The 24,477-nt window shown below is 70.6% G+C and carries 19 protein-coding genes and 4 pseudogenes; 8 read left to right on the top strand and 15 right to left on the bottom strand.

What is annotated here, in order from left to right:
• Positions 1 to 34: 34 nt before the first annotated feature.
• From IPK24_02180 to IPK24_02170, 3 genes are all read right to left on the bottom strand, one after another.
• Complete coding sequence (locus IPK24_02180) at positions 35 to 2,083, bottom strand: bifunctional copper resistance protein CopD/cytochrome c oxidase assembly protein (GenBank protein ID MBK8074379.1); 2,049 nt, start codon at positions 2,081 to 2,083, stop codon at positions 35 to 37.
• Between the two features lie 76 nt (positions 2,084 to 2,159).
• A complete protein-coding gene (locus IPK24_02175) occupies positions 2,160 to 2,756 on the bottom strand; it encodes a cysteine dioxygenase family protein (protein ID MBK8074378.1) in 597 nt (198 codons plus the stop codon).
• A complete protein-coding gene (locus IPK24_02170) occupies positions 2,753 to 3,703 on the bottom strand; it encodes an amidohydrolase family protein (GenBank protein MBK8074377.1) in 951 nt (316 codons plus the stop codon). Before IPK24_02170 ends, IPK24_02175 begins: the two co-directional genes overlap by 4 nt.
• 142 nt (positions 3,704 to 3,845) lie before the next feature.
• On the opposite strand from IPK24_02170, the gene IPK24_02165 reads away from it, so the two are divergent.
• On the top strand, positions 3,846 to 4,916 hold the full coding sequence (locus IPK24_02165) for a LacI family DNA-binding transcriptional regulator (GenBank protein ID MBK8074376.1): 1,071 nt from the start codon (positions 3,846 to 3,848) through the stop codon (positions 4,914 to 4,916).
• Between the two features lie 63 nt (positions 4,917 to 4,979).
• On the opposite strand, the gene IPK24_02160 is transcribed toward IPK24_02165, so the two are convergent.
• Both IPK24_02160 and IPK24_02155 read right to left on the bottom strand, forming a co-directional pair.
• Positions 4,980 to 5,975, bottom strand: a complete 996-nt coding sequence (locus tag IPK24_02160; GenBank protein ID MBK8074375.1) for a CopD family protein — start codon at positions 5,973 to 5,975, stop codon at positions 4,980 to 4,982.
• 10 nt (positions 5,976 to 5,985) lie between these two features.
• On the bottom strand, positions 5,986 to 6,822 hold the full coding sequence (locus tag IPK24_02155) for a carbon-nitrogen family hydrolase (protein MBK8074374.1): 837 nt from the start codon (positions 6,820 to 6,822) through the stop codon (positions 5,986 to 5,988).
• A 46-nt stretch (positions 6,823 to 6,868) separates the two neighbouring features.
• Between IPK24_02155 and IPK24_02150 the strand changes: the two genes are divergently transcribed.
• The 3 genes from IPK24_02150 to IPK24_02140 all read left to right on the top strand — a co-directional run bounded on the left by IPK24_02150 (position 6,869) and on the right by IPK24_02140 (position 10,141).
• Positions 6,869 to 7,558 carry a hypothetical protein gene (locus IPK24_02150; protein ID MBK8074373.1) on the top strand — a complete coding sequence of 230 codons (690 nt, stop codon included), beginning with the start codon at positions 6,869 to 6,871 and terminating at the stop codon, positions 7,556 to 7,558.
• Between the two features lie 112 nt (positions 7,559 to 7,670).
• Positions 7,671 to 8,183 carry a MarR family transcriptional regulator gene (locus IPK24_02145; GenBank protein MBK8074372.1) on the top strand — a complete coding sequence of 171 codons (513 nt, stop codon included), beginning with the start codon at positions 7,671 to 7,673 and terminating at the stop codon, positions 8,181 to 8,183.
• On the top strand, positions 8,183 to 10,141 hold the full coding sequence (locus IPK24_02140) for an MFS transporter (protein ID MBK8074371.1): 1,959 nt from the start codon (positions 8,183 to 8,185) through the stop codon (positions 10,139 to 10,141). Before IPK24_02145 ends, IPK24_02140 begins: the two co-directional genes overlap by 1 nt.
• Here the strand turns inward: IPK24_02140 and IPK24_02135 are convergent.
• The 4 genes and pseudogenes from IPK24_02135 to IPK24_02120 form a co-directional block, all read right to left on the bottom strand.
• A pseudogene (locus IPK24_02135) lies at positions 10,026 to 11,180 on the bottom strand (beta-galactosidase). The gene IPK24_02140 and the pseudogene IPK24_02135 overlap by 116 nt on opposite strands.
• Before the next feature lie 858 nt (positions 11,181 to 12,038).
• Positions 12,039 to 12,290: pseudogene (locus IPK24_02130) on the bottom strand (hypothetical protein).
• Between the two features lie 153 nt (positions 12,291 to 12,443).
• Positions 12,444 to 13,154: pseudogene (locus IPK24_02125) on the bottom strand (hypothetical protein).
• A gap of 112 nt (positions 13,155 to 13,266) precedes the next feature.
• Positions 13,267 to 14,217: a metallophosphoesterase gene (locus IPK24_02120; GenBank protein MBK8074370.1), complete on the bottom strand. Its 951-nt coding sequence runs from the start codon at positions 14,215 to 14,217 to the stop codon at positions 13,267 to 13,269.
• Between the two features lie 123 nt (positions 14,218 to 14,340).
• Between IPK24_02120 and IPK24_02115 the strand changes: the two genes are divergently transcribed.
• From IPK24_02115 to IPK24_02100, 4 genes are all read left to right on the top strand, one after another.
• A complete protein-coding gene (locus tag IPK24_02115; protein MBK8074369.1) occupies positions 14,341 to 14,970 on the top strand; it encodes an alpha-ketoglutarate-dependent dioxygenase AlkB in 630 nt (209 codons plus the stop codon).
• Between the two features lie 159 nt (positions 14,971 to 15,129).
• Positions 15,130 to 16,182, top strand: a complete 1,053-nt coding sequence (locus tag IPK24_02110) for a hypothetical protein (GenBank protein ID MBK8074368.1) — start codon at positions 15,130 to 15,132, stop codon at positions 16,180 to 16,182.
• Positions 16,183 to 16,343: 161 nt separating this feature from the next.
• Positions 16,344 to 16,550 (top strand): helix-turn-helix transcriptional regulator, encoded by a 207-nt coding sequence (locus IPK24_02105; protein ID MBK8074367.1) that lies wholly within the window; start codon positions 16,344 to 16,346, stop codon positions 16,548 to 16,550.
• On the top strand, positions 16,547 to 17,770 hold the full coding sequence (locus IPK24_02100) for a HipA domain-containing protein (protein MBK8074366.1): 1,224 nt from the start codon (positions 16,547 to 16,549) through the stop codon (positions 17,768 to 17,770). The genes IPK24_02105 and IPK24_02100 overlap by 4 nt, the downstream gene beginning before the upstream one ends.
• 116 nt (positions 17,771 to 17,886) lie before the next feature.
• Here the strand turns inward: IPK24_02100 and IPK24_02095 are convergent, their stop codons facing one another.
• The 6 genes and pseudogenes from IPK24_02095 to IPK24_02070 form a co-directional block, all read right to left on the bottom strand.
• Positions 17,887 to 19,203 carry a 2-oxo acid dehydrogenase subunit E2 gene (locus IPK24_02095; protein ID MBK8074365.1) on the bottom strand — a complete coding sequence of 439 codons (1,317 nt, stop codon included), beginning with the start codon at positions 19,201 to 19,203 and terminating at the stop codon, positions 17,887 to 17,889.
• A 28-nt stretch (positions 19,204 to 19,231) separates the two neighbouring features.
• Positions 19,232 to 20,239, bottom strand: coding sequence for an alpha-ketoacid dehydrogenase subunit beta (locus IPK24_02090; protein MBK8074364.1), 1,008 nt, complete (start codon positions 20,237 to 20,239; stop codon positions 19,232 to 19,234).
• Entirely contained in the window at positions 20,236 to 21,393 is a 1,158-nt protein-coding gene (gene pdhA, locus IPK24_02085; GenBank protein ID MBK8074363.1) for a pyruvate dehydrogenase (acetyl-transferring) E1 component subunit alpha, read from the bottom strand. Before pdhA ends, IPK24_02090 begins: the two co-directional genes overlap by 4 nt.
• Positions 21,394 to 21,572: 179 nt before the next feature.
• Positions 21,573 to 22,136, bottom strand: coding sequence for a hypothetical protein (locus tag IPK24_02080; GenBank protein MBK8074362.1), 564 nt, complete (start codon positions 22,134 to 22,136; stop codon positions 21,573 to 21,575).
• 752 nt (positions 22,137 to 22,888) lie between these two features.
• Positions 22,889 to 23,149 (bottom strand): annotated as a pseudogene (locus IPK24_02075) (procyclic acidic repetitive family protein).
• A gap of 315 nt (positions 23,150 to 23,464) precedes the next feature.
• Complete coding sequence (locus IPK24_02070) at positions 23,465 to 24,454, bottom strand: ornithine cyclodeaminase family protein (protein ID MBK8074361.1); 990 nt, start codon at positions 24,452 to 24,454, stop codon at positions 23,465 to 23,467.
• Positions 24,455 to 24,477 lie beyond the last annotated feature (23 nt).

Genomic DNA, 24,477 nt, shown 5'->3' with positions numbered 1-24,477 from the left:
CCTTGCCCCCGAGGCGATCTCGATCAGGTAGGGATCAGCCGCGACGAGCGTCCCGCTCGGCCATGCCCGTGAGCATCGCGTTGTAGGCCTCCAGCTCGGCGTCCCCGTCGCGGTCGGCCGCCCGGTCGAGGCGGCGCGCCTCACGATCATCCGACCGCGACCACTGCACCGCGAGGATCAGGGCCACCGCGACCATCGGGACCTCCCCCAGGCCCCAGGCGAGTCCGCCCCCGAAGTGCTGGTCGGCCAACAGGTCCGTGGCCCACGGTCGCTGCAGTTGACTGAAGAAGTCTTCGGCCAGAACCGATTTCGACATCATCAGGGCCACCCCGAAGAAGGTGTGGAAGGTGATGACAGCGAACATGAACATCATGCGCAACGCGGGTGAGGGACGCCGCGGGCCGGGGTCGGGGCCGATCAGCACCCACAGGAACAAGTACCCCGCCGCGATGAAGTGCACGTGCATGATCTCGTGGCCGATGTGGGTTCGCAGCGCCACCGGGAACAACGGCGAGAAGTAGAACATGAACAGCGTTCCCGCGAAGAAGAAGCCCGCCACCGCCGGCCGCGTGATCTGCCGTGAGTACCAGGATTCGAGGACGGCGAGCAGCCACTCTCGCGGACCTCGGGTGCCGTCGTGCCGGGCCGGCAGGGTACGCAGCGCCAGGGTCATGGGCGCCGCCATCACCAGCAGCAGCGGGACCAGCATGCTCAGCATCATGTGGCCGAGCATGTGGGCACTGAACTGCACCCGCCCGTAGACCATCGGGCCACCGCTGGTCAGCCAGGTCATCGCCGCCAGGCCGGCGAACCACAGCAGGGTGCGGTAGATCGGCCACCCGTCCCCGCGCCGATTGATCCGGACGACGCCCCGCAGGTAGAGGCCGCCGGCCACCACCGCGATCACGATCCACATCAGGTCGGGCTGCCACCCCGTCAGCCACCGAGCCAGGGTGGGCTCCGGCGGCATGGCATAGCCGGTGAGGACCTCGGCCATCGACGGCAGTGGCGGCAACACCTTCGGTACGGGCGGGGCGCTGCTGGCCAGGGCCGCAGCCAGCCCCATCGCCAGGGCCATCAGCACCAGCTCGCCGACCACCAGGCGGGCGAAGGCCCCCGGGCGTCCGGCGTCCAGTTGTGCCAGCGTCCGCCGCCGATGCCACCACCCGGCAGCCCCGAGCAGCACCAACACCGCGGTCTTGGCCAGCACCAGGACGCCGTAGCGCGAGGCCAGTGCCCCGAAGGCGCCCACGCGGATCCAGGCGCTGATGACCCCGGAGATGGTCAGGAAGACCACGGACCACAACGCCACCGGCGAGAACCGGCGGGCTGCCAGAGCGCCCTCGGACGCCGTCAGGGTGCGCCAGACCAGCACCAGGGCCAGCAGACCGCCGACCCACAGCACGACGGCGGCCAGGTGTAAGCCGAGGCCCGTGACGGCGGTCTCGTGATTGCCGCCCTGTGAGTGCCCCGCCAGAGCCGACGGAATCAGCGCCAGCAGGCCCAGGCAACTGAGCAGGCCCGCGGCGCGCAGGGTGCGGGCGCCGGCAGCCGCCAGCGAGATCACCACGGCGACGGCGATGGCGAACAGTTGACCGGCGCCGACGCCGGAATCGGACGAGCACACTCCGCCCAGCTGCCCACCGAGCAGGGGATTGGTCAGCGGGGTGCCCGACTGCCAGGCGCAGGAGAAGACGAACAAGGACAGGTGGGCGAGCACCCACACCCCGGCGGACACACTGGCGGCCATCAGGGCCGGGCGATGGGCCAGCGTCGAGCGGCTCAGTCCGGAGCGAGCGCCATCGGTGGCCGGCAGGGCGACGGCCGCCAGCACGAGCAGACCGATCGTCAACGCGGTCGCCAGGTCGACGACGACCTTCAACAGCGGGATACCCCAGCGAACCGTGGCCCCCGGATCACCCAGGATCAGCGGCTCGGCCGCTCCGGTGAGCGCGGTACCGGCCAGTGCGGCCAGCACGGCGAGAGCCAGCAGGACGAGCACCAGAACAGCGGGCGGTGCGACAGGTCGGCGCTCGAGGGTCGGCCCAGCAGCCGCCTCCCGGGTGGGGGCAGACGTGGTCACTCCCCCACTGTAGGCAGTTGACCGCCGTCCCGTGTCGACAGTGTCGAACGGTGTCTCGACAATGCCGATTCGTGCCTCACATCGGGCGCAGCTCGTCCGCGTAGCTGACCGTGGTGCGCTGCAGAATGCCGTCTTCGGTGATCGAGTACTGCCCGAGGCGCCACAGGGGCGGCGAGTAGGCGTGGATCGAGACCGCCCCGACGTCGCTGTCCGGTGCACCGCTGATCCGGTGGATGTACTCGGGTCCGAAGTCGATCGAGGCGCCTTCGGTCAGCCGACGAAGCGGGTGCTCACCGGTGACCCGCAGATGCGCCTCCTCGATCGCGCCCCGGGTCACCGCGACGGCCCCACTCGAGGTGTCGTGGTCGTGCCACCCGGTGTCGTCGGTGACGTTCCAGCACAACACCCACACATCGAGGTGGGCGTCACGATGCAGCGAGGAGTAGTGGCGCTCGCCGCCGTGGTGGGTGGTCAGGTCCTGCCAGAGGTCGGGCCGGGCGGCCAGCGCTGTGACCAACTCGCGAAGTTCGGCGCGGGTCAGCGGGCGATCGGGCAACGACGGCAGCCCGTCGACCCGGGACAGATCACGCCGGGTGATGGTGCGGGGGTCGACCGCCGTGCCGTCCCTGGTGCTCACCGGGGTGCTCACCGGGACTGCATCGAGGAGGGTCATCGCAGGGCTCCTTTCAGGATGTCGTTCACGGTGTCCCCGCCCGGTGCCGCATCGCGCAGGTCACCGCCGAGGAAACGGGCGGGGTTGGTGGCGAACAGCAGCCGGGCGAATGCCTCGCCCAGACCGGGATCGGTGCTGTGCGCATTCGGCTCGTCCGAGCCGTGCACCAGCGCATCGACCCCGACCACCCGCACCAGGGCGTCGATCGCCCGGGCGCTGTAGGACGACGTCTCGTAGTACACGTTCGGATGCACCCGGAACGCCCCGCCGCGGACGGCGAGCCGCTCGTGATGCATCGGGGCCAGGCCGGCCAGCGCCACGAAACCGATCCGCAGGTCCGGGTGATCACCCACTCCGGCGGCGTGCCAGGCGAACCAGGCCGCCGCCTGCTGGGCCAGGTAGGGCACCAGCGCCGGCCACCAGGACGGCGCGCGGGCGCCGTCCGGGATCCTCGCGGGCCCCGGGTGAACCAGCACCGGGCGATCGAGTTCGGCGCACAGAGCCAGGACGTCGCCCAACCGGGCCACGTCGTCCGGGGTGGCCAGCGCCGGGGCGGGCAGCTGCAGACCGAGGGCGCGTGGTCGCAGCAGGTCGCGCCGGACCACCTCGAGGTCCGGTTCGACGAGCGCGATCGAGACCCAGGTGCCGAACGGCGCCCCGAGCTGCTCAGCGCCGTCGTGCCAGAGGTCGAGCAGCGGCTGTGCCTGGGCCGGGTCGAGCTGGTCGATGCCCAACGCACACGACAGGCTCAGCCCGATCAGGTCCGCCGGGGTGGTGCTCACCCGGATGCCCGGGTCGTGCTCGGTGAGATCGAGCGCACCGTCGGGCTCACCGCTCAGGTGCAACGTGACGGGCGAGTGGCCCGACACCCGTGGCGGCTGGCGACGCGAGCGCAACGCGTCCAGCAGACCGACGGGCAGGAGGTGTTGGTGAAGGTCGATGCGCATGTCACCACCTCCTGCCAGGTGAACCGGTTCACTCGTGATTCCGAGAGTAGTGAACCGGTTCACTTTTCGCCAGTGTCACCCCGGATGAACAGCGCCACAGCTCACCGGAGCAGGGGCGGCCCGGGGTTCGTATGCTGATCGGATGCCGGACGGTCGGGTGACCCTTCAGGACGTCGCCGACGAGGCGGGCCTGTCGAAAGCGGCGGCCTCGTATGCCCTGCGCGGCCTCAAGGGCTCGAGCCAGACCCAAGAGCTGGTGCGCGACATCGCCGACCGGCTCGGCTACACCGCCAATCCCGCGGCTCAGGCGCTGGCGGGTGGGCGAAGCGGCACCGTCGGGGTCTGCGGCGCCCTCCACGACCTGTGGCACCAGGAGCTGGCCGTGGCCCTGGCCGGCCGACTGCGCGCCGCCGGTTTCGGCTCGGCGATCGCCGACACCGACGCCGACCCCGAACGCGAACGCGAACTCGTCGAGGGCATGGTGCGGGCGCACGTCGACGGCGTGGTCACCCTGGTCACCGACCCTGCCGCGCCGTGGTGGGGAGAGCTGCCGGACTCGTTCACCGTGGTGAGCGTGGGCGACGTCCTCACGGCGCGGCCCCTGGCCTCGAGCGTGGTGTTCGACAACGTCCACGGCGTGCGAACCGCCATGGAACACCTCGTCACCCGCGGCCATCGACGCATCGGACTGGTGACCACCACCTTGCCGTCCAGCCCGGGGCGCCCCGGGGAGCAGGTCGCCGGGCAGATCGCCCGCGCCCGGGGATTGGACCTCAGCGTGGTCTCGGTGCCTCCCGCCACCCGCGCCGCCACCCGTGCGGTGCACACCCTGCTGGCGGGGCCACGCCGACCGACGGCACTGTTCTGCCTCAGTGACTCCATCGCCTTCGGCGCCTACCGTGCGGCCACCGAGTTGGGCCTGCAGATCCCCCGCGACCTGTCGATCCTGGGGTACGACGACCACGACCTCGCCGACCTGGTGGTGCCGCCGCTGAGCAGTTTCGGCTGGGACGAGGCGGCGATCGCCCAGGCGGCCATCGACCTGTTGGTCGGTGAGCTGAGCGATGGCCCCGACCCCGAGGCGGCGCACCAGATGGTGGACGCCGGGACGACGAGGACGGGGGCCACCGGGGACGACGGGCGGCGCGGCGTCCGGGTGGAATTCAGACCGGAGTTCGTGGCGCGATCCTCGACGGGGCCGGCCCCGGCCTGAGACCGTTCAGCGCAACGAATCACCGCACGAAATCACCCGCGACGAATCACGGCGACGAATCAATCAATGCAGCGAACCGGGCGGCGGCGTGTCGGCCAGCACGGCAGCGAAGGCGATCACCACGGCCATCACCGCCAACTCGGCCACCGCGAGGGTCAGCAGTCCGCGGGCGCCGGCCCGATCGAGGCGGCGCAGGTGCCGCGCCCGGTGCCAGGCGCCCAGCCCGCCGAGCACCAACAGCAAGAGGGTCTTGGCCACCATCAGCCGGGTGTAGGGCGATCCGAAGGGGTCGACTCGCCCCACCACGGCCAGACCCGTGGCCAGCCCCGACCCGGCGACCAGCAGATAGGCACCGCCGGCCATGATCGAGAACCCTTGCGCCGCATTCACCGCCCGCCGGTGATCCCACAGCTGCGGCCACAACAGCACCAGGGCGAGCAGACCACCGACCCAGGCGCCGACGCCCAGCAGGTGCATCGCGCGGCCGATCAACGCCGAGGCCCCCGCCGCCGACGAGGTGGCATGCCCGGACGGCGCCCAGCTCAGCACTCCCACCACCACCAGCCCCCCGGCGACGTAGGGCGCCCAGCGCTGCCCGCCCCAGCTGACCATCGCCAGGGCCAGGGCTGCGGCTCCCGATGCCATCACCGCCACGGCCGCGCCGAGACCGCCGGAGGTCTCCGTCACCAGCGAGCGCGCCACCGGCCACAACGCGGCGTCGGTCAGGCCGACCCCAGCGGCCCGGGAGACCATCATGATCAGCAACAGGGCCTGACTCAGTGACCACAGTGCGCTGGCCCGGGCGGCCAACAACAGGGCGGGCCGGTACGGCTCGGCGGCGTCGAGCAGCACCGCCAGGGTCAGTGATCCGAGGGCCGCCGCCATGGCCAGGTCGACGATCACCCGCAACACCGGGGTGATCCACCGCACCACCGCCCCCGGGTCGGCCAGCAGCGGCGGAGTGGTGGTGCCGATGTCCGCGGCCGTGAGCAGCACAGCCAGTGCCCCGATCCCCAGCAGACCGGCGATCACCACCCCCGCAGGCGCAGGCAGGCGCATGGCGATCTCCCTAGAGCCGACGGTCGGCGAGCACCGGGAAGTCGGCTCGCCAGGCATCGATCGCGGGCACGTCGATCTCGGCCACGAGCACCTCCTCGCCGGTACCGGCCTCGGCGAGCACCCGGCCGGCGGCGTCGAGCACCTGGCTGTGCCCACCCATGGCCAGCCCGCCGTGACTGCCGCCGGTGTTGCACTGCACCAGCGCCACCTGGTTCTCGATCGCGCGCGCCCGGCCCAGCAGTTGCCAGGCCTCGACCCGAGGCGCCGGCCAGGCAGCAGGCACCAGGACGACGCGCGCCCCCGCGTCGAGCAGCAATCGGAACATCTCGGGAAAGCGCAGGTCGTAACACGTGGCCAAACCCACCGTGACCGGGACGCGCTGCCCACCGACCGCTGCTCCCAACGGCAGATCGAGGGTGACGATCTGCGTGCCGGCCTCCATGAGCGCCGGTTCGCCCTGGCCGAACCCGAACCGGTGGATCTTGCGATACGAGGCCAGCAACGCGCCGTCCGGGCCGAGCAGCACCGAGGTGTTCCACAGGCCGCGGCCGGTCTCGCCACGGGCCTCGGGCGGGGCGTCGTCCGGGGCCTTCTCGACGATCGACCCGGCGTGCACGACGGCGCCGATCCGGCGAGCAGCCTGCGCCAGGGCGGTGACCGTCGGCCCGTCGAGCTCCTCGGCCCGTTCGGCCCAGGTGCGGTAGGCGAAACCGCCAGGAGCCCACAACTCGGGCAGCACCACCAGATCGGCACCACGTTGCGCCGTCACCAGGTCAGCGACCCGGGACACCCGCTCGGCCATCGGCTCGTCGTCGCCGTAGGCGACCTGGATGACATGAACACGCACGTCTCGACCCTAATCTGCCGAGAGGTAGAGGGTGAGCCTGCTCTCGATGCGTTCTCCGTTCGGCATCCGGCGTCAACTGCGCCTGGTGCTGCCGCTGCTCGCCACCTGGATCGCCGGCGTGCTGGTGCTGGCCGTGGCCGGCACCCAGCGAGAGGCCCCACTGCGGGAGCTCTTCCTGGACGCCGCCTACCTGGGCGGGCAGCCCTGGTACTCGGGCATCCTCAACGAGGCCTCGATCGTGGCCTGGTCGACCGCGGCGACCGCGGCAGCGTTCGGCAGTTGGGTCGCCTGGAGCACCGGACGACGCGCCGCCGCCGGCTTCCTGGCGGGCGGTGCCCTGGTCGCGGTCATGTTGTTGCTCGACGTCTGGATCCAGTTCCACTCGGCCGTGGCACCCAAGCTCGGGGTGTCCAGCAACACCGCCCAGGTGGTGCAGGCCCTGCTCGGCGGGATCTGGTTCATCGGCTTCCGGCGCGAGATCGCCCGAACCCGCTGGCTCGTGGTGCTCGCTGCGTTCGCCGCGCTGGGCACCTCGGGATTCGTCGACGTGGCGTTCGAACCCGCGGGGCCGTGGGGGCTCATGCTCGAGGACGGCACCCGGTTGCTCGGCGTGCTGGCCTTCGGCCACTACATGGTGCTCACCACGGTCGACATCACCCGCTCGGTCATGACGGCTGGATCGTTCGACTCCCCGATGATCCCGGCGCCCCGGCGAGAGCAGGCCCCCACCTCGTGATCACCGTTTGGACTCCACATTGCAGTGTTCTTGTCCCGAATCCGGCATCGAAACGGTGATCATGATGGTCGAGTCGCCTGGGGTTTGGAAAGTTGTGTGTTACAACTAACCAGTGTTCTCGACCGGTGATCTGCAGGACGAGCTCGGGTTCGAGCTCACTCGGCACGCCCGGCTGCTGCACGTCGTCAAGGCCCGGATGGCGCTCCGGGTGCCCGCCGGGCTGGATCTCGCCGCTGTGGGGCTGTTGATGATCCTCGTCCGTTGCGGGCCCCGGCGTCAGGGCGAGCTGGCCGAGGCGGCCATGCTCGACCCCTCGACGGCCAGCCGGTACGTCACCGCGCTGGCCCGGGCCGGGTTGGTCGAGCGGCAGGCCGATCCGGACGACGGCCGCGCCGTGCACCTGCTCGCCACGGCCGCGGGCCTCCAGCTCGGGGCCGACCTCACGGCGCACCGCCAGGCCATGTTCCGCGAGCTGCTCAACGGCTGGAGTGAGCACGACCTCGACGTCCTGCTGAACCTGGTCCGACGGCTCAACGACGCACTGGAACAGCAACGCCCCGGCGCCCCCGGCCGTGACCGGGAACCACCCTTCGCCTCGGCACCACCCACCACGCAGGAGAGTTGATGTCCACCGCCACACCCCCCGCGTCCGGCGCCGAGGCGCCGCCTGCGTTCACGCATCGCCAGATCATGGTGATCCTGACCGGACTCATGTCCGGCATGTTCCTGGCTGCCCTCGACCAGACGATCGTGGCCACCTCGATCCGCACCATCGCCGATGACCTACAGGGGTTGAGCATCCAGGCCTGGGCCACCACGGCCTACCTGATCACCTCGACGATCTCGACACCGCTCTACGGCAAGATGAGTGATCTCTACGGCCGCCGGCGGTTCTTCCTGCTGGCGATCTCGGTCTTCGTCATCGGCTCCACGCTGTGCGGCTTCTCGCAGTCGATGTACCAGCTGGCCGCCTTCCGTGCGCTGCAGGGCATCGGTGCCGGTGGCCTGTTCTCGCTGGCGCTGACGATCATCGGCGACCTGGTGCCGCCCCGCGAACGCGCGCGTTACCAGGGCATGTTCCTCGCCGTGTTCGGCACCTCGAGCGTGCTCGGCCCGGTGGTCGGTGGCTTCCTGGCGGGGCAGGACACCATCCTCGGCATCACCGGGTGGCGGTGGGTGTTCCTGGTCAACGTGCCGGTCGGCATCATCTCGTTGGCCCTGGTGTTCCGCACCCTGCATCTGCCGCACACCCGCCGCGAGCACCAGATCGATCACCTCGGCGCCATCATGTTGTGCCTGGCGTTGGTCCCGCTGCTGATCGTCGCCGAGCAGGGGCGCGAGTGGGGTTGGTCCAGCGTCCGGTCGCTGTCCTCCTACGTTGTCGGGGTGCTCGGCATCGCCGGCTTCCTGTGGGCCGAGCGGCGCATCGGGGACGACGCGCTGCTGCCGTTGCGTCTGTTCAGGGGCCGCACGTTCGGGGTCGGCTCGGTGCTGAACTTCGTCGTCGGTATGGGCATGTTCGGTGGTCTGGCGGCCCTGCCGTTGTACGTCCAGATCGTCAAGGGCTACTCCCCCACCGAGGCAGGCCTGCTGTTGCTGCCGATGGTGATCGGCATCATGAGCGGTTCGATCGGCTCGGGCCAGGCCATCTCGCGCACCGGCCGGTACCGGGTGTTCCCGATCGTCGGGCTGTTCCTGCTCGTGACGGGCATGGTGCTGCTGTCGCAGATCACCGCCGACAGCTCGATGGTGACCGTCGACGCGTACGCCTTCATCTTCGGTCTGGGACTCGGCTTCAACATGCAGACCCTGGTGCTGGCGATCCAGAACGCGGTGCCGCCGCAGGACATGGGGGTGGCGACCTCGTCGGCCACCTTCTTCCGGCAGATGGGCGGCACCCTGGGCACCGCCGTGTTCTTGTCCGTGCTGTTCAACCGGCTGCCCGACACGATCGCCTCGGCCTTCACAGCGATCGCGCCCACGCCGGAGTTCCAGGCGGCGCTGAAGGACCCGGCCGTGCTCGCCAACCCGGCGAACAAGGCGGTGCTGCAAGGGTTGTCGAATCCCGGCGCCGCGGCCGGTGGTTCGCTGAACGACTCCTCGTTCATCTCCTCGCTCGACCCACGATTGGCCCGACCGTTCCTGGTTGGGTTCTCGGACGCGATCACCAGCGTGTTCGTGCTCGGGGCGATCGTGCTGGCCGTGGCCTTCGTGGTCGTCTGGTTCCTGCCGGAGGAGAAGCTGCGGACCCAATCGGGCATCGCCGCCCGCCACCAGCAGGAGAGCGCCGCCGCCGCGGCCCTGGGTGAGGGCGCTGCGGGCGACGCGTTCACCGACGAGCGCGAGGCCCGCGACTCCGGTGCCCCGACCCAGCCGGTCGACAGCCGACTCAGCCGAGCAGGTAACTCCAGCGGTAGCGGCCCGGGCGCACCAGGTAGTGATCCAGGGTGTCCGGGCCGCACGATGCCGTCCCCAGTCCGCGGTGGGCGACGTCCACGTGGACGACGTGACCGGGTCTGGCGACCAACTCGCCATCGTGGGTGGCAGCAGCGAGATCGGTTGCCCGGTAACGGGTCACGCTGACCTGCCGGGGTCGATCGAGTCGGAGCGCCAGGCTGCCGAAGCCCGCGCCGTCCAGGCTCAACCGCCGGACGGCGCACCGTCCGCCGCTCTCCTGCGGGCGCAGGTACGGGGTGAACCAGGAATCGGCCGGCGCGGCGTACCACCCCACCTGCGCCGCGGCGGTGCGATCGGGGTAGGACTCGTGCGGCCCGGACCCGAACCAGCGCACCGTTTCTGCCGCATTCAGCGTCTCGAACATCGCCCCGATGCGCGGCAGATCGGCCAGTTCGGGCAGGTCCGGGACGGTGACGTCCTCCTCGACGAGCACCCCCGGGACGCCGTCCAGGTGCACCGAGGTCAGCCGCTGCTCGTGGGTGATCGCCACGCCCGGAGCGCCGGTGTGCGTGCTGTGGACGACCACGGTGGAACCCTCGCGTACCACCTGGTCGAGCCGCCGGGTCAGGCTCGACAGGCCGGCCGCCTCCCACCGGGAGGCGATGCCTCCGATGCGGTCGTTGTCGGTCGGCGCCCGCCACACCGAGAGCACCGGTCCGTGCACCAGCAGCGGGTGCACCAGCAATCCGTCGGCGTCGACCGCGGGTGGCTGCGCGACGGGTTCGGCGAGCAGCGGGTCGGCCCCCGCAGCGGGAGACAGGTCCTCACCGAGCCTGACCTGGGCGAAGCACACCGCAGTCCCGGCCGGTGACCACGTGGTGTCGCCGGCGGTGAACACGTTCAACGACAGCAGGACCTCGCCCCGAGCCGCCAGCTCGTCGAGACTCTGCAGCAGCTCACCGGGGACGTCGATCCGCGTCGCTCGGCCCGGACCCAGCGACGGCAGCACGGCCGGCAACTCGCGCGAGTACTCCCGGCCGGCCTCACTGATGATCTGCCAGGTGGCCCGCAGGTCCGACAGGTCGCCCCAGTGCCGGATGTTGACCAGCTCGACCTCGGCCGAACCGTCGGTGAGGTCGTGCGCGAGCAGCCGCACCCGAACCGGCGCGGCCAGCTGAAGGTGTTCGTACATCGCCGGTTTGGGCGTGCGATCAGGGAACACCATGCCGTCGGCGACGAAGTTGCCGTCATGGGGTTTGTCGCCGAAGTCCCCGCCGTAGGCCCACCGCAGCCCGTCCGGCGCCCTGCCGTCACCGGGCGCCGCGAACCGATCGGTGCGTGATCCGGCCAGGCCCACCGGGCGGCCGTCGGGCCGTTGCGCCAAGCCGTGGTCCCACAGCTCCCAGATGAATCCGCCCTGCAGCCCGGGATGGGCCTCGATGGCCGCCCAGTAGTCGGCCAGGGTGCCGTTGCTGTTGCCCATGGCGTGCGAGAACTCGCACATGATCAACGGTAGTCGCTGCTCCCCGGAGGTCGCGTGAGCCACGATCGCCTCGATCGGCGGGTACATCGGGCAGACCAGATCGCTGACCGGCTGAGGCCCACACCAGTCGAACATGATGGCGCCCTCGTAGTGCAGCGGCCGACTCGGGTCGAACGAGCGCACCCAGCCGGCGGCGGCATCGTGGTTGGCGCCGTAGCCGCTCTCGTTGCCCAACGACCAGACGACGACGCTGGGGTGGTTGTGGTCACGACGCACCATGCGCGAGACCCGGTCGACGAAGGCGGACAGGTAGCGCGGGTCGGCGGGCAGGTGGTGAGCGTAGGCGTGGCACTCGATGTCGGCCTCGTCGATCACCATCAGGCCGAGCTCGTCCGCGGCATCCAGCAGGGCTGGGTCGTTGGGGTAGTGCGAGGTGCGCACGGCATTGAACCCGAACCGTTTCAGGGTGATCAGATCCTCGCGCAGCTGCGCCGGGGTCAGGGTGCGGCCGGTGAAGGGGTCGCTGTCGTGCCGGTTCATGCCCCGCAGGTACGGTCGGACGCCGTTCACCAGCAGGTCGCGCCCCACCACCTCGACCCGCCGGAAACCCACACGGTACGAAGCGGTTTCGACGATGTTCCCGCTCGGGTCGTGCAAGCGCACCACCAGCGGGTACAGCTGCGGGGTGTGCGGGGTCCACGGCCGGACGCCGCCCAGCCGCGCCGACAGCGCCAGGCGACCCATGCCGAGCGGACGTCGGTAGCCACGCACGGCCTCGGCGACGACCCGGTGCATCGCGCCCTCGTCGGTGGCGGGCAGACCACCGGCGGCGTTCAGGTAGACCGACCGCATCGCCACCAACGGCTCGATCGGCAGGGGCTGGGTGGCCTGTCCGTCCTCGATCGGCCCCGAGTCGACCGGCCCCGAACCGGGTACCGACGCCGCGAGGTGCGTGGCGTCGTCCAGGGTGGTGCCGTCGGGCAGGTCGAACGCCAGTGATGCCGACCACCCGTGAGGCACCCGCCCGTCGAGTGCGCCCACCTCGACGACGACCGAGAGGGCGCCGCCGGTCAGGCCGTCCGGCTCGATCGGAAGCTCGACGAGATCGGCGTGCACCCTCACATCGGCCAGGTACACCGGCGCCGTGGCGTAGAGGAACACCGAACGGGTGATGCCGCCGTGCCACCACTGGTCCTGATCCTCGATGAAGGTGGCATCCGACCACTTGACGACCGCGAGGCGAATCGTGTTGGCACCCGGACGGATCGCGGCGGTGACATCGAACTCACTCGCCAGGTGCGAGTCCTTGCCGACGCCGACCTCGACCCCGTTGACCCAGGCGATCAGCACGCTCTCGGCCGCCCCCACGTGCAGCACCACGCGACGTCCGGTCCCTGCCGAGGACTCGGTCCAGTCCGCGGGCAGGTCGACGGTGCGTTCGTACACCCCGGTCGGGTTGGCCGCCGGTGGGTGCGGCGGCAGGTCGGGCCAGGGCATCTGCACGTTCGTGTAGTGCGGCAGGTCGCCGACGCCGTGCCGGTCCTCGAACTCCTGCAGCGTCCAGGCACCGGGCACCTGAGCTGCGGCGCAGGGTGGGGCAGCGGCCCCCGGCGCGAGCGCCGACCCGGGCGTCCCGAACAACTCGAAGGCCCAGACGCCGTCCAGGTCGAGCCGTTCGACGCCCACCTCACCGGGCTCGTGGCGCAGCGTGTGCATCGGCAGGCGGTTGCGCCCGGTCAGTTCGGGGTCGTCCCAGACAGGGTTCACGACGCATCCCTATCATCTGCCGTCCGATTCGGCGGGTCCTCCTGCCGCGTTCGGCAACGCGTCAGTGGCAGGTGGCCGATCCGTGGTCGGAGTAGGTGCCACCGGCCGCGGGGACGAACCGCCAGTCGTACCCGTTCGCGCCGAGCGTCAGGCTCAGCACGCCGAAGGACTCGTCCGTGGCGGCGTCCAACCCCTGGGTGGAGGAGATCGGGTAGAGGCGACGACCTCCCGTCCCGATCACGAACTGCCGCACCCCCGTCGCCTCGTCACGGGCACCATCCGGACGGCGCGGCTCGAACCGCTGGTAGTTGTGATCGTGCCCGGTGAACACGAGCTCGGCACCTGCGGCGTGCAGAACCTCGACGAAGGCGCCGACCTGCTCGTGATCACCGTGCTTGCTGTGGCTCCAGCGCGGGTGATGCCAGAACGCCATCACGCACCGCGCGGGGTTCCGGGCCAGATCGGCACGCAACCAGGCGAGCTGCGGCGAGCCCTCACCACAACCACCGACCTCGGCACAATTGCTGTTCAGCGCGATCACGTGCCACGACCCCAGGTCGCGGCTGTACCACCCCCGACCGGGCGGTCCCGCCGCCTCGCCGAAGTAGTCGAAATAGGGCGCGGCGCCGGGACTGTCGTACTCGTGGTTGCCCGCCGCCGGGTGGGTGATGGCCGTCAACCGGCCCCAGCTCGGGGCGAAGGCGCGGACGAACTCCTCGCGGGTGCCACGGTCGTACTGCAGGTCGCCGGGCAACACCACCGCCTCGGGTGACAGGCCCAGGGCCACCTGCGAGGTCGCCGCCTGCTGGCAGTCGTCGGGTTGCGGCGTCGGGGACGGGCACGCCAGATCGGCTGCGACGACCACGCGCACCGCGTCAGCCCCGGAGTGGGTCGGAGTCGGCTGCCCCGCGGGCGCGAGCGACACCCCGTCCCGGTCGGCACTCCACACCACGGCCAGCCCCACCGCCACCACGGCCGCGGCGCCGAGAGCCCCCAGCCAGGCTGCGCGCACCTTCTGTCCCTTTCGTCGTCGTCCACTGTACGAGGCAGGGATGCGCGTCCCGGCGTGAATCGGCAGGCGCGGCAGGCGGGGCCACTTTCGGACGTACGTTCGAATCCGTGGCAGAATTGCCTCATGCCGCTCGCCATTCAGGGCAGCCTGTTCGACCAGCCTCCGGAGGGTCGTACCCAGCCCGAGATTCCCCGTCCCCGACGGGTGGCGTTGACAGCCGGCGCCTGGGTCGATGTGCAGCCGAACTGGCTGCCCGGTGCCGACGGCCTGTTCGAGCGCCTGCTGGACGCCGTGCCCTGGGTCGCCGAGCGCCGCCGGATGTACGACCGCGTGGTCGACGTCCCCCGGCTCCTGGCCTTCTACGACATCGGCGAACCGCTGCCCGATCCGTTGCTGGCCGAGGCGTTCGATCGCCTCAACGACCACTACCGACCACAGTTGGGCGAGCCCCTGTTGACGGCCGGGTTCTGCCTCTACCGCGATGGGCGCGACAGCGTGGCCTGGCACGGCGATGACACCGGGCGCAGCAAGACCGAGGACACCGTGATCGCGATCCTCTCCCTCGGGACGCCGCGTGAGTTGGCGCTTCGCCCGCGCGGCGGCCGGGTGGCGCATCGATTCGCGCTGGGTCATGGCGACCTGGTGGCCATGGGCGGGTCGTGCCAGCGCACCTGGGAGCACGCCGTCCTGAAGACCTCGCGTCCGGTGGGGCCGCGGATCAGCGTGCAGTTCCGCACCCGGGGCGTGCGCTGAACCACTGCGCACGGTCGGGAACCTCGAGCGTGCGCAGGCCAGGCCTGCCGAAGGGCTGTGCGTGGGCACCGCGCCCGCCCGTGATCACACGCCGAGCTGACACATCAGCAGGAGTTGGCCCTATGGTGGCGGGCGTCGTCGAGCCTGTCGGGAGGCATCGTGAGCAGCCGGTTGTCCAAGCGTCGAGCCGTCGCCGTGGCCGTGGTCGCGGCGCTCGGGCTGGTTGCGACGGGGACCTGGTTCGGCCGTGCCGAGGCCTGGCCGTGCGGGCGTCTCGACCGGGGCGACACCTGCGTGAGCAGTACCCGGCTCGACGTCGAGGCGCTCGGCCTGGACGCCGGCTCGACCCACGCCGACTTCCGGTCCTTCGACCTCGGTCCGGGCGCCCGGACGGCGCTGGTCGGTCTGACCGGCTGGTCGGGCGCGCGTTACCGCACCGTCTTGGCCCTGTTCGACACGCGCACGGGTGCCCCGATCCGCGTCCTTCGTGACCTGGCAGGAGGCGCTGTCAGCGAGGGCAACGACGGGCTGTCGGCGGTGGACGGCGCAGCGCTGTCACCCGACGGCAGCCGCGTCGTGAGTTGGGCCTGGGGTACCGACAAGGCCGGCGCCACCGAGAACGACCTGCGCATCCAGGACACTGCGGATGCCAGCGTGGTGAAGACGTTGCACCAGGGCAGCCCTCTCGGGGAGCGGCCGTGCGCGGCAACCGTCGGGCTGTCGCCCGACAACACCCAGGTTCAGTGCGCGGACACCGTGACCGACCTGGCCTCGGGAACCACGCGCTCGCTCTGGGACGGCAAGCGCCGGCTGACCCCTCGGTACGCGGGCTTCTCGGGCGGGTACCTGGCGATCTCCGCTGACGGGACGCTCATCGACGGCGGCGAACTCGAACGCCCGGACGGCACGCGCGTCGACCTCGCGCCCCGCGTGACGATCACCGACGAGGGAATCAGCAACTACAGCTTCTCGCCCGACGGCCGGTACCTGCTCGACTCGCACGCCGCCTACAGCGCGAACCGGGGAGCGCGTCGGGTCACCCCCGCCCCGTTCCGGACGCTGAGCGTCGTCGGCGTCTGGAACGTCCAGACCGCCGAGCTGGAACGCACCGTGACCCTGAACGATCGCTATCACCTGATCGCCTGGTCACGAGACAGCAGCCGCTTCGGCGTGGTGACCCGAGACCTCGACCTGCAGATCTTCACGACGTGACACCGAGCGGCACGATCGTGCCGCATTGCTGATCCTGAGTTCATCCGAGGCGATTCCTCATGAGTATCGGCACGATCGTGCCGATACTCTGGACCACATGGCGCTGAGGTCCTATCGTTGACACCAATCGGCACGATCGTGCCGCATTGAGAGGTGCCCAGATGTCTGCGTCCAGCCTTGGTTCAGAACTCAGGGTTCGCCGAGAGACACTCGCGCTCACCCAGGCCGACCTCGCCGATCTGGCCGGGGTGTCGATTCGCTTCATCCGCGCCCTCGAACACGGTAAACCCACCGTCAGACTCGACAAGGTGATCGCCCTGCTCGAGGTGCTCGGCCTGGAGTTGCGTACCCAGCTGAGGACGCCATGAGCCTGGACCTGCGTGGCCTGGATCCTCGCCGCGTCACCCGAGCCGATGTCTACGTCGGTCGGCGATGGGCGGCCACGCTCGATCGGCTTCCCTCCGGGGTGGAGTTCAGATACACCGAGGACCATCTGATCGGCGCCGGAACGCCCGTAGCCAGCACGCTGCCTTTGGTTCGCGACCCCGTGGTCACCATGGCGGGTGCCGTGCCGCCGTTCTTCGCCGGGCTACTGCCCGAGGGCCGCCGCCTGAACGCCCTGCGTCAGGCCGTCAAGACCTCGGCGGACGACGATCTCTCACTCCTCATCGCCGTCGGCAGCGACACCGTGGGCGATGCCCAGATCGTTCCGCACGCAGACTCCCCCACGATGCCCTCACCACTGGTCACCGTCACGAAGGCCTGGGACGAGATCGAGTTCAGCCGCGTCCTCGACGCCGCGGGGATCGTCGATCCCGTCGCCCTGGCGGGCATCCAGCACAAGGCCTCGGCCGGAATGATCTCCCTCCCGTTGGCCCGGGCCGGGGAGCGATTCATCCTGAAGGTCGACCCCCCCGAGTACCCACACGTCGTGCTCAACGAGGCCTACATGCTTCGGCAGGCCCATGCTGCGGGGCTGCCCGTGGTGGACGCCGAGGTGGTTCACGACGCGACCGGGCGGCCCGGTCTGTTGATCCGACGGTTCGACCGGCTCCCCCGACCCGATGGCACCACGCACCCACTGCACGTCGAGGACGGCGCGCAGGTGCTCGGCCGATATCCCGCCGACAAGTACGCCGTGAGCTTCGAGGACGTGGCTTCGGCCCTGACCAACCTCTGCGCAGCCCGCCCCGTCGCAGCGCGTGATCTCTACCGCCAGGCGTGCTTCGCGTGGCTCACCGGCAATGGCGACCTCCACGCCAAGAACCTCTCGGTGCTCGTCGATCCGTCCGGCGAGTGGCGGGTCGCTCCTGCCTACGACATCCCGTGCACCTTGCCGTACGGCGATCACATTCTCGCCCTGAGCGTCGACGGCAGGGTCCACGGCCTGTCACGGCGGCGGCTTCTCGCCTTGGGGGCCGATCTCGGCCTGCGCGAAGCGGCCGCCACCACGATCCTCGATCGGCTCCTGGTCGCGACCTCCACGATCGCCGACGATTGGGCAGCTGGCTCACTCCCGTTCTCCGACACGGTGTGCCGTGACGTCGCCCGGGTCATGCGACAGCGCCATCGGACGGCGTCCGGCTGACGTTCGGGCCGCCTCCACGTCGACGTGGAGGTCCGACAGGGGAAGCAGGACCATTCGCGCCGTGGGCTCCGGGTGAGCGCATTGTCAGACGGTGTGCACGGATTTCATGATCACCATCAGACGAGGGCGGTGCCGGGGTCGTTGAGGATGGCGGCGGTGTCGGCGAGCACTCGGCTACCGAGCTCGCCGTCCACGATGCGGTGGTCGAAACTCAGCGACAGCGTGGTGACTTGACGGGGCTGGACCCTTCCCTTGTGCACCCAGGGACGGGCAGCCACCTGACCCACGGCGAGGATCGCCGACTGACCCGGCGGCAGGATCGGGGTACCGCCGTCCACACCGAACACCCCGACATTGGTGATCGTGACAGTGCCGCCGGCCATCTCGGCGGGCTGGGTCCGACCGTCGCGGGCGGTCTTGGCCAGGACCGAGATCGCCTGCGCCAGTTCACGCAGGCCCAACGAGTCGGCGTCCGGGATGACGGGCACCAACAGCCCCCGAGGGGTCGCCGCCGCGATCCCCAGGTTCACGTAGTGCTTGGTGACGATCTCGTCGGTCTCGGCGTCCCAGGTCGCGTTGATCCCGGGGTTACGCCGGACGGCGACCAGCAGCGCCCGCGCCACCATCACCAACGGGGTCAGCCGCACTCCCGCGAACTCCGGACTGTGGCGCAATCGACCCAGCAACTTCACGGTGCGGGTCATGTCGACCTGCACCCACTCGGTGACGTGGGGAGCGGTGAACGCACTCGTCACCATGGCCTGGGCCGTCAGCTTGCGCACCCCGCGGACCGGCACGCGCGTCTCGCGATGCAGCGCAACACGTTCCGCTGCCGCCAGGGTCGGGGCCGCGGCTCGATCGGCGGCAGCCTCGACGTCCTGGCGGGTGACCACCCCGCCCTTGCCGGTCGGTGGCACCGTGTTGAGATCGACCCCGAGATCACGAGCGAGCTTGCGCACCGGCGGTTTGGCCAGCGGACGGAACAACCCGGCCACCACATCCTGCGGCGAGATCTCGGCCGCGGGCGGCAGCTCGACAACCGGCGCCATCTCGGTGGCAGGCTGGTCCTCGACCACTGCAGCCACCCGGCGACGCCGCACGGCCGCCCCGTCGCGCGGGCCGTAGCCGACCAGCATCGGGGTGCGCTCCGGTTCGACAACACCAGCATCATCCGTTGCGCCGGAATCGGTTTCGTCGCCGGTGTCCAGTCGGATGATCGGCATTCCCACGGGGACGGTGTCGCCCTCGGCCACCAGCAACTCGGCGACGACCCCGGCATACGGGCAGGGCAGCTCGACGACCGACTTGGCCGTCTCGATGTCGACGATGATGTCGTTGACCGCCACGGTGTCGCCGGGCTGCACACGCCAGGTCACGATGTCGGCCTCGGTGAGCCCTTCGCCCGCATCGGGGAGTCGGAATTCCTTCAGCATCAGTGCACCCTCTCCGGATACGGGTGATTCAGTGGGCCAGAGCGCGATCGACGGCGTCCAGGACGCGGTCGACGTCCGGCAGGTAGTCCTCTTCGACCCGCGACGCGGGGTAGGGGGTGTGGAATCCCCCGACCCGCAGCACGGGCGCCTCGAGGTGGTAGAAGCAGCTCTCCGAGATGCGCGCGGCGATCTCGGCACTCATCCCCAGGAAGGTCGAGGCCTCGTGCACGACGATCAGCCGTCGGGTGCGTTCGACGGAGGCCACCAGGGTGGGTAGGTCGAGCGGCGACAGGCTGCGCAGGTCGACCACCTCGATCGAGACACCCTCCTGCTCGGCCACCTGGGCGGCATCCAGGACGGTACGCACCATCGGGCCGTACGCGGCGATGGTCAGGCGGCTGCCCGGCCGGACCACCCTGGCTTGGTGCAACCCGACCGAGGGTGCCTCGAGGTCGACGGATCCCTTCTCCCAGTAACGACGCTTGGGCTCGAAGAAGAGCACCGGGTCATCACTGGTGATCGCCTGTTGGATCATCCAGTAGGCGTCCTGCGGCGTTGCGCAGGTGACCACGCGCAGCCCCGCGGTGTGGGCGAAGTACGCTTCCGGGCTCTCGCTGTGATGCTCCACCGCGCCGATCCCGCCGCCGTACGGCACCCGGACGACGACCGGCATCCGCACCGTGCCCCCGGTGCGGTAGTGCATCTTGGCCAGCTGAGAGACCAGTTGATCGAACGCCGGGTAGATGAACCCGTCGAACTGGATCTCACACACCGGGCGATAGCCGCGCATCGCCAAACCGATGGCAGTGCCCACGATTCCGGACTCGGCCAACGGGGTGTCGATCACCCGGTCGTCCCCGAAGTCCTTGGCCAGCTCGTCGGTGACCCGGAAGACCCCGCCGAGGGCACCGACGTCCTCGCCCATGACGAGTACCTTCGGATCCTGCTCCATGGCCCGGCGCAGACCGGCATTGATCGCCTTCGCCATGGTGAGCGTCACGCCGGAGTCGTTCTGAGAGGTGTTGTCGGGTGTCATGCCGACGCACCCGCCTCGAACGAACGGTGGTACTGCCGGAACCAGGCCCGCTCGGCCTCGACCTGGGCGTGCGGTTCGGCGTAGACATGATCGAACATGCTCTGCGGCAACGGGTCGGGGATCGTGCGACAGGCCTCTCGCACCCTGACACCGAGCGCATCGGCCTCGGCCGCCACCTCGGCGAACCAGCGTTCATCGCCGGTTCCGGTGAGCAGCAGGTATTCGACCAACCGGTCGATCGGATCGAGTTGCTGCCAGTGTTCGAGTTCGCCCGTCGGCCGGTATCGGCTCGGATCATCGGACGTCGTGTGCGCGCCCATCCGGTAGGTGTAGGCCTCGATGAAGGTCGGCCCCTCGCCGCGGCGCGCCCGATCGAGGGCCGCACGGGTGACGGCGTACACCGCCAGCACGTCGTTGCCGTCGACCCGGATCCCGGGGAAGCCGAAGCCGGATGCCCTGCGGTACAGCGGGATCCGGGTCTGGCGCTGATTCGGCTCCGAGATGGCGAACTGGTTGTTCTGGCAGAAGAAGACCACCGGCAGGTTGAACACACTGGCGAACACGAACGCCTCGCTGACGTCGCCCTGCGAGGTCGCACCGTCCCCGAAACAGGCCAGCACTGCGGTGTCCCGCTCCGGATCGCCGGTGCCCACGTTGCCGTCCCGTTGGATGCCCATCGCGTAGCCGGCCGCGTGCAGCACCTGGGTGCCGATGACGATGGAGTACAGGTGCAGGTTGTGTTCGGTCGGGTTCCACCCGCCCAGACTCACCCCGCGGAACAGTTCGAGGATCTGCGCCGGTTCGATGCCTCGGCACCAGGCCAGACCGTGCTCGCGGAAGGTGGGGAACGCGAAGTCCTGGGCCGCCATGGCTCGGCCGGCCCCGATCTGCGCCGCCTCCTGACCGAGCAGCGGCGCCCAGAGGCCGAGTTCACCGTGGCGCTGCAGGGCCGTGGCCTCGGTATCGAACCTGCGCAGCAGGACCAGGTCGCGGTAGAAGCCGCGCAACGTTTCGGCGTCCACATCGAGGGGGTACTCGGCCGGACGCTTGCGGGCGCCGTCCGGGGTCAACAGCTGGACGAAGTCGATCGCCTCGCCACCGGAGGCCATGGTGTGCGGGGCGGTATCGCCCCGCGGGGACTCAGCATCGTTCATCGTGCGCTCCTTCGTCGGACCGCAGTCGGGGTCTCCGCTGTCGGCTCGGCCGGACCGGCGCCTGCCTGCCGGGTGAGGAGGCCGAACACCGCACGCTGCACGCTTCGTCGCAGCGTGCTGCCACGATACAGATCGAGGGCGTTCGCGCAGAAGACGCCGGAGCGGGCGTTCGGCGAACCTCAGCCGCCCACGGCACCGCGCCGCCACGAGGTCGGTGCCGGAACGGGAGCCGAGCGGCGTGCGGCCGGGCGGGCCGGCGTCCGAGGGGTCGCGAGCGCCGGGTCGATGATCCGAACGGTGACCAGCCGCCCGCTGCGGCTCAGCTCACGCACCAGGGTGACCGGCGGCGGTCCGATCCTGGCCGGCGGCACATTCTCGGCCGGCACGAACGGCGCTGCCTGGTCGGTCTGGTGGGTCTGGACGGTCTGGTGGGTCTGGACCGGCCGCGCGGACGCGGTGCGGGGGTCGCGCCCTGTCGGCCGCTGCGCGCGGGGGTGGCGAACCGGCTCGGCAGCGAGGACGGCGCGCCCGGTCCCGGCGGTCCCGACCGGTCCGGTCAGGGTGATCGGGGGCGGAGCGGTGGACGCCGCGAGCACGGGAGCGGCCTGCGCCGCCGGCTCGGCCGAGCGCACCTCGGCGTTGCCCGGACTGGCGATCAGACCGAAGGCCAGCACCGACCCGGCACCCATCAACGAGGCGGCTACCACGGGCAGCACAACCCCGGTCGAATGATCCACGCGCATGAGGTCACTCTATGCGTTCGATCGCCTGCAATACGTAGCCAACGGCTATGGCGCGGTCAGGATGCCGAGGCGGTGGGGGCAGGACGCGTGATCGCCGAGGTGTTCGGGGAGGAACTCGGCGACGGGCCGACGGGGGACGGTGAGGGCGAGGTGGAGATCGCACTGGTCGGCCGACTGCTGACGGACTGCGGGACGTTGCCGACGACCACACCTCGATACCTGGCACCGACCAGCCTCCACCTGGTGTCGGCCCGGTGCATCACGGCGAGATCGTCGACCGTGAAGTACTCAGGCCTGCTGCCACCCGCTGTCACGTCGCGGAACCAGATGACCACGGTGTCGGCGTCGATCGACTCGGTGCGGTCGGCGGCCACCGACATGTCGCGCAGCACCTGCTTGCGCTGCTCGGTCGCCGTGTCGTACCCCTGCTGCTCGGACTCCACGCAGATCTCTCGCGTTGCCCACATACCGTCGCGACCGATGCCGTCGTAGTGGTCGCAGACCGCCGCGATGTCGCCGCGGGCCCAGGCGGCGTTGCCGTCGCGCCACGCCGTGACAGCCGCCTGTCGCACATCGGTCTGCGTGGCCACCTCGCGCAATCGGCCCGCCCCCGGCCAGAAGACCAGGGCGAGGCCGGCCAGCGCCCCCACCACCACCGCGGCGATCACGATCGGCCGGCGGCGTGATCGCGGCTGCGGGGACGACGACGGGTGGAGTGCCGAGGGGGCCTCGGAGGTCGGCCTCAGGTCGAGGGGCGTCACGACCGGCTCCGGCTCCACTGCCGGCGGGGACGTCACCTCTGGAGCGAGCTTCAGGACCGGCTCGGGTTCGGGTTCCGACTCGGGGTCCGGTTCCGGCTCGGGTTCGGGTTCGGGTTCCGGCTCCGGTTCGGGCTCCGGCTCGGGTTCGGGTTCCGGCTCCGGCTCCGGCTCGGGTTCCGGCTCCGGCTCCGGTTCGGGCTCCGACTCTGGCTTCGGTTCGGGCTCTGGCTCGGGCTCGGGTTCAGGCACCGGCGCCAGAGCCGGCTTCGCGCTCGGTGCAGCGGCCGGGGCCGGCTCCTCGCGCGTCACCGGCTCAGCGGCGGGGGTGGCCGGTGCAGCAGGGGTGGCCCACCAGCCGACCGGACGCGATGCCTCGGCCTTCTCCCGCTGCTCACGAGGGACTGCTGTGCCGCAGGCGGTGCAGAACAGGGCCTTCGCGCCCAACTCGGCGCGGCAGGACAGGCACAGACGCGGGGACACGTCTGTGGTCGTCATCGTTCGACCCCCTGATCGGTCGTCAGCTCACGGCACGGCCACCTGCCCCAGCAGGTCACCCGCAGGATACGGCTACCAGCCGGTGCGAGTGCCGAAGGGCGGGGTGTGCGACGACTCCATCCGGTCATAAGCGGCAGACGCGACGACCAGGTCCTGCCAGGCCTCACCACAGCCCTTGAACAGTCGCGGACGGGGATCGTCCAGCTTGAGGTGCTCCTTGACCAGTTGGGCCAGATCACCCGTGATGATGTCGGGGCCGCACTCGCCGTCCCGGATCGGGATCAGCAGGTCACCGGCCTCGCGCAATGCGGTCTCGCGCGTCTCGACCACCACCAACGAGCGCAGCACGGTGGTGGAGTCCACCTCACGAGCATCGGGTTCGTGGCTGCCGACGGCGACCACCACGGCCTCGTCCCTCAGCCACTCGCCACGGATCACCGGATCCTGAGCCGTGGTGGCACACACCACGACGTCCGCCGCACGCACCGGCTCCTCCAGCCCGTCGGCCAGATCCGCGCCCGCCACGACCTCGACGATCAGCCCCTGCCCGGCCGCCCAGCCGGCCATCGCCTCGGCGCGCTGCCGATCGCGGCCGACGACGGTCAGGTGCGACACCGGCCGGACCGCCTGCACGGCCTCGACGTGGCCGTATCCCTGCGGTCCGGTGCCGATGACGACCAGCCGGACGGCGCCCTTGACGGCCAACCGACGAATGGCCACCGCCGAGGTGGCCGGGGTGCGCAGCGAGGTGAGCGCCACGCCGTCCACGATGGCCACCGGGCTCAGCCCGACGGCGTCCATCAAGACGTAGACCCCCTGAATCCGCGGGCGGCCGATGGCCGGGTTGTCCGGCGCGATGGTCACCAGCTTGATCCCGACGAACCGCGACGTGGCGGCCGGCATCAGCAACAGCTGCCCGGCCTGGGTCAGCACCGAGGTGCGCGCCGGGGTGGCCCCAGGGGCCGTCCCGTCGTAGAGCGCCGCCTCCAGCGCGACGATGGCAGCGGTCATCGGCACGAGAGCTCGAAGCTGCGTCGCGCCCAGGACAGGAAGGCCGGCCATGCCGGCGGCCACGTTCGTCATCA

This window comes from Kineosporiaceae bacterium (assembly GCA_016713225.1).
In the GTDB taxonomy this organism is placed as follows: domain Bacteria; phylum Actinomycetota; class Actinomycetes; order Actinomycetales; family Kineosporiaceae; genus JADJPO01.
Note: the sequence above shows the minus strand (reverse complement) of the source record. Positions and strands in the feature narration are given on the sequence as shown.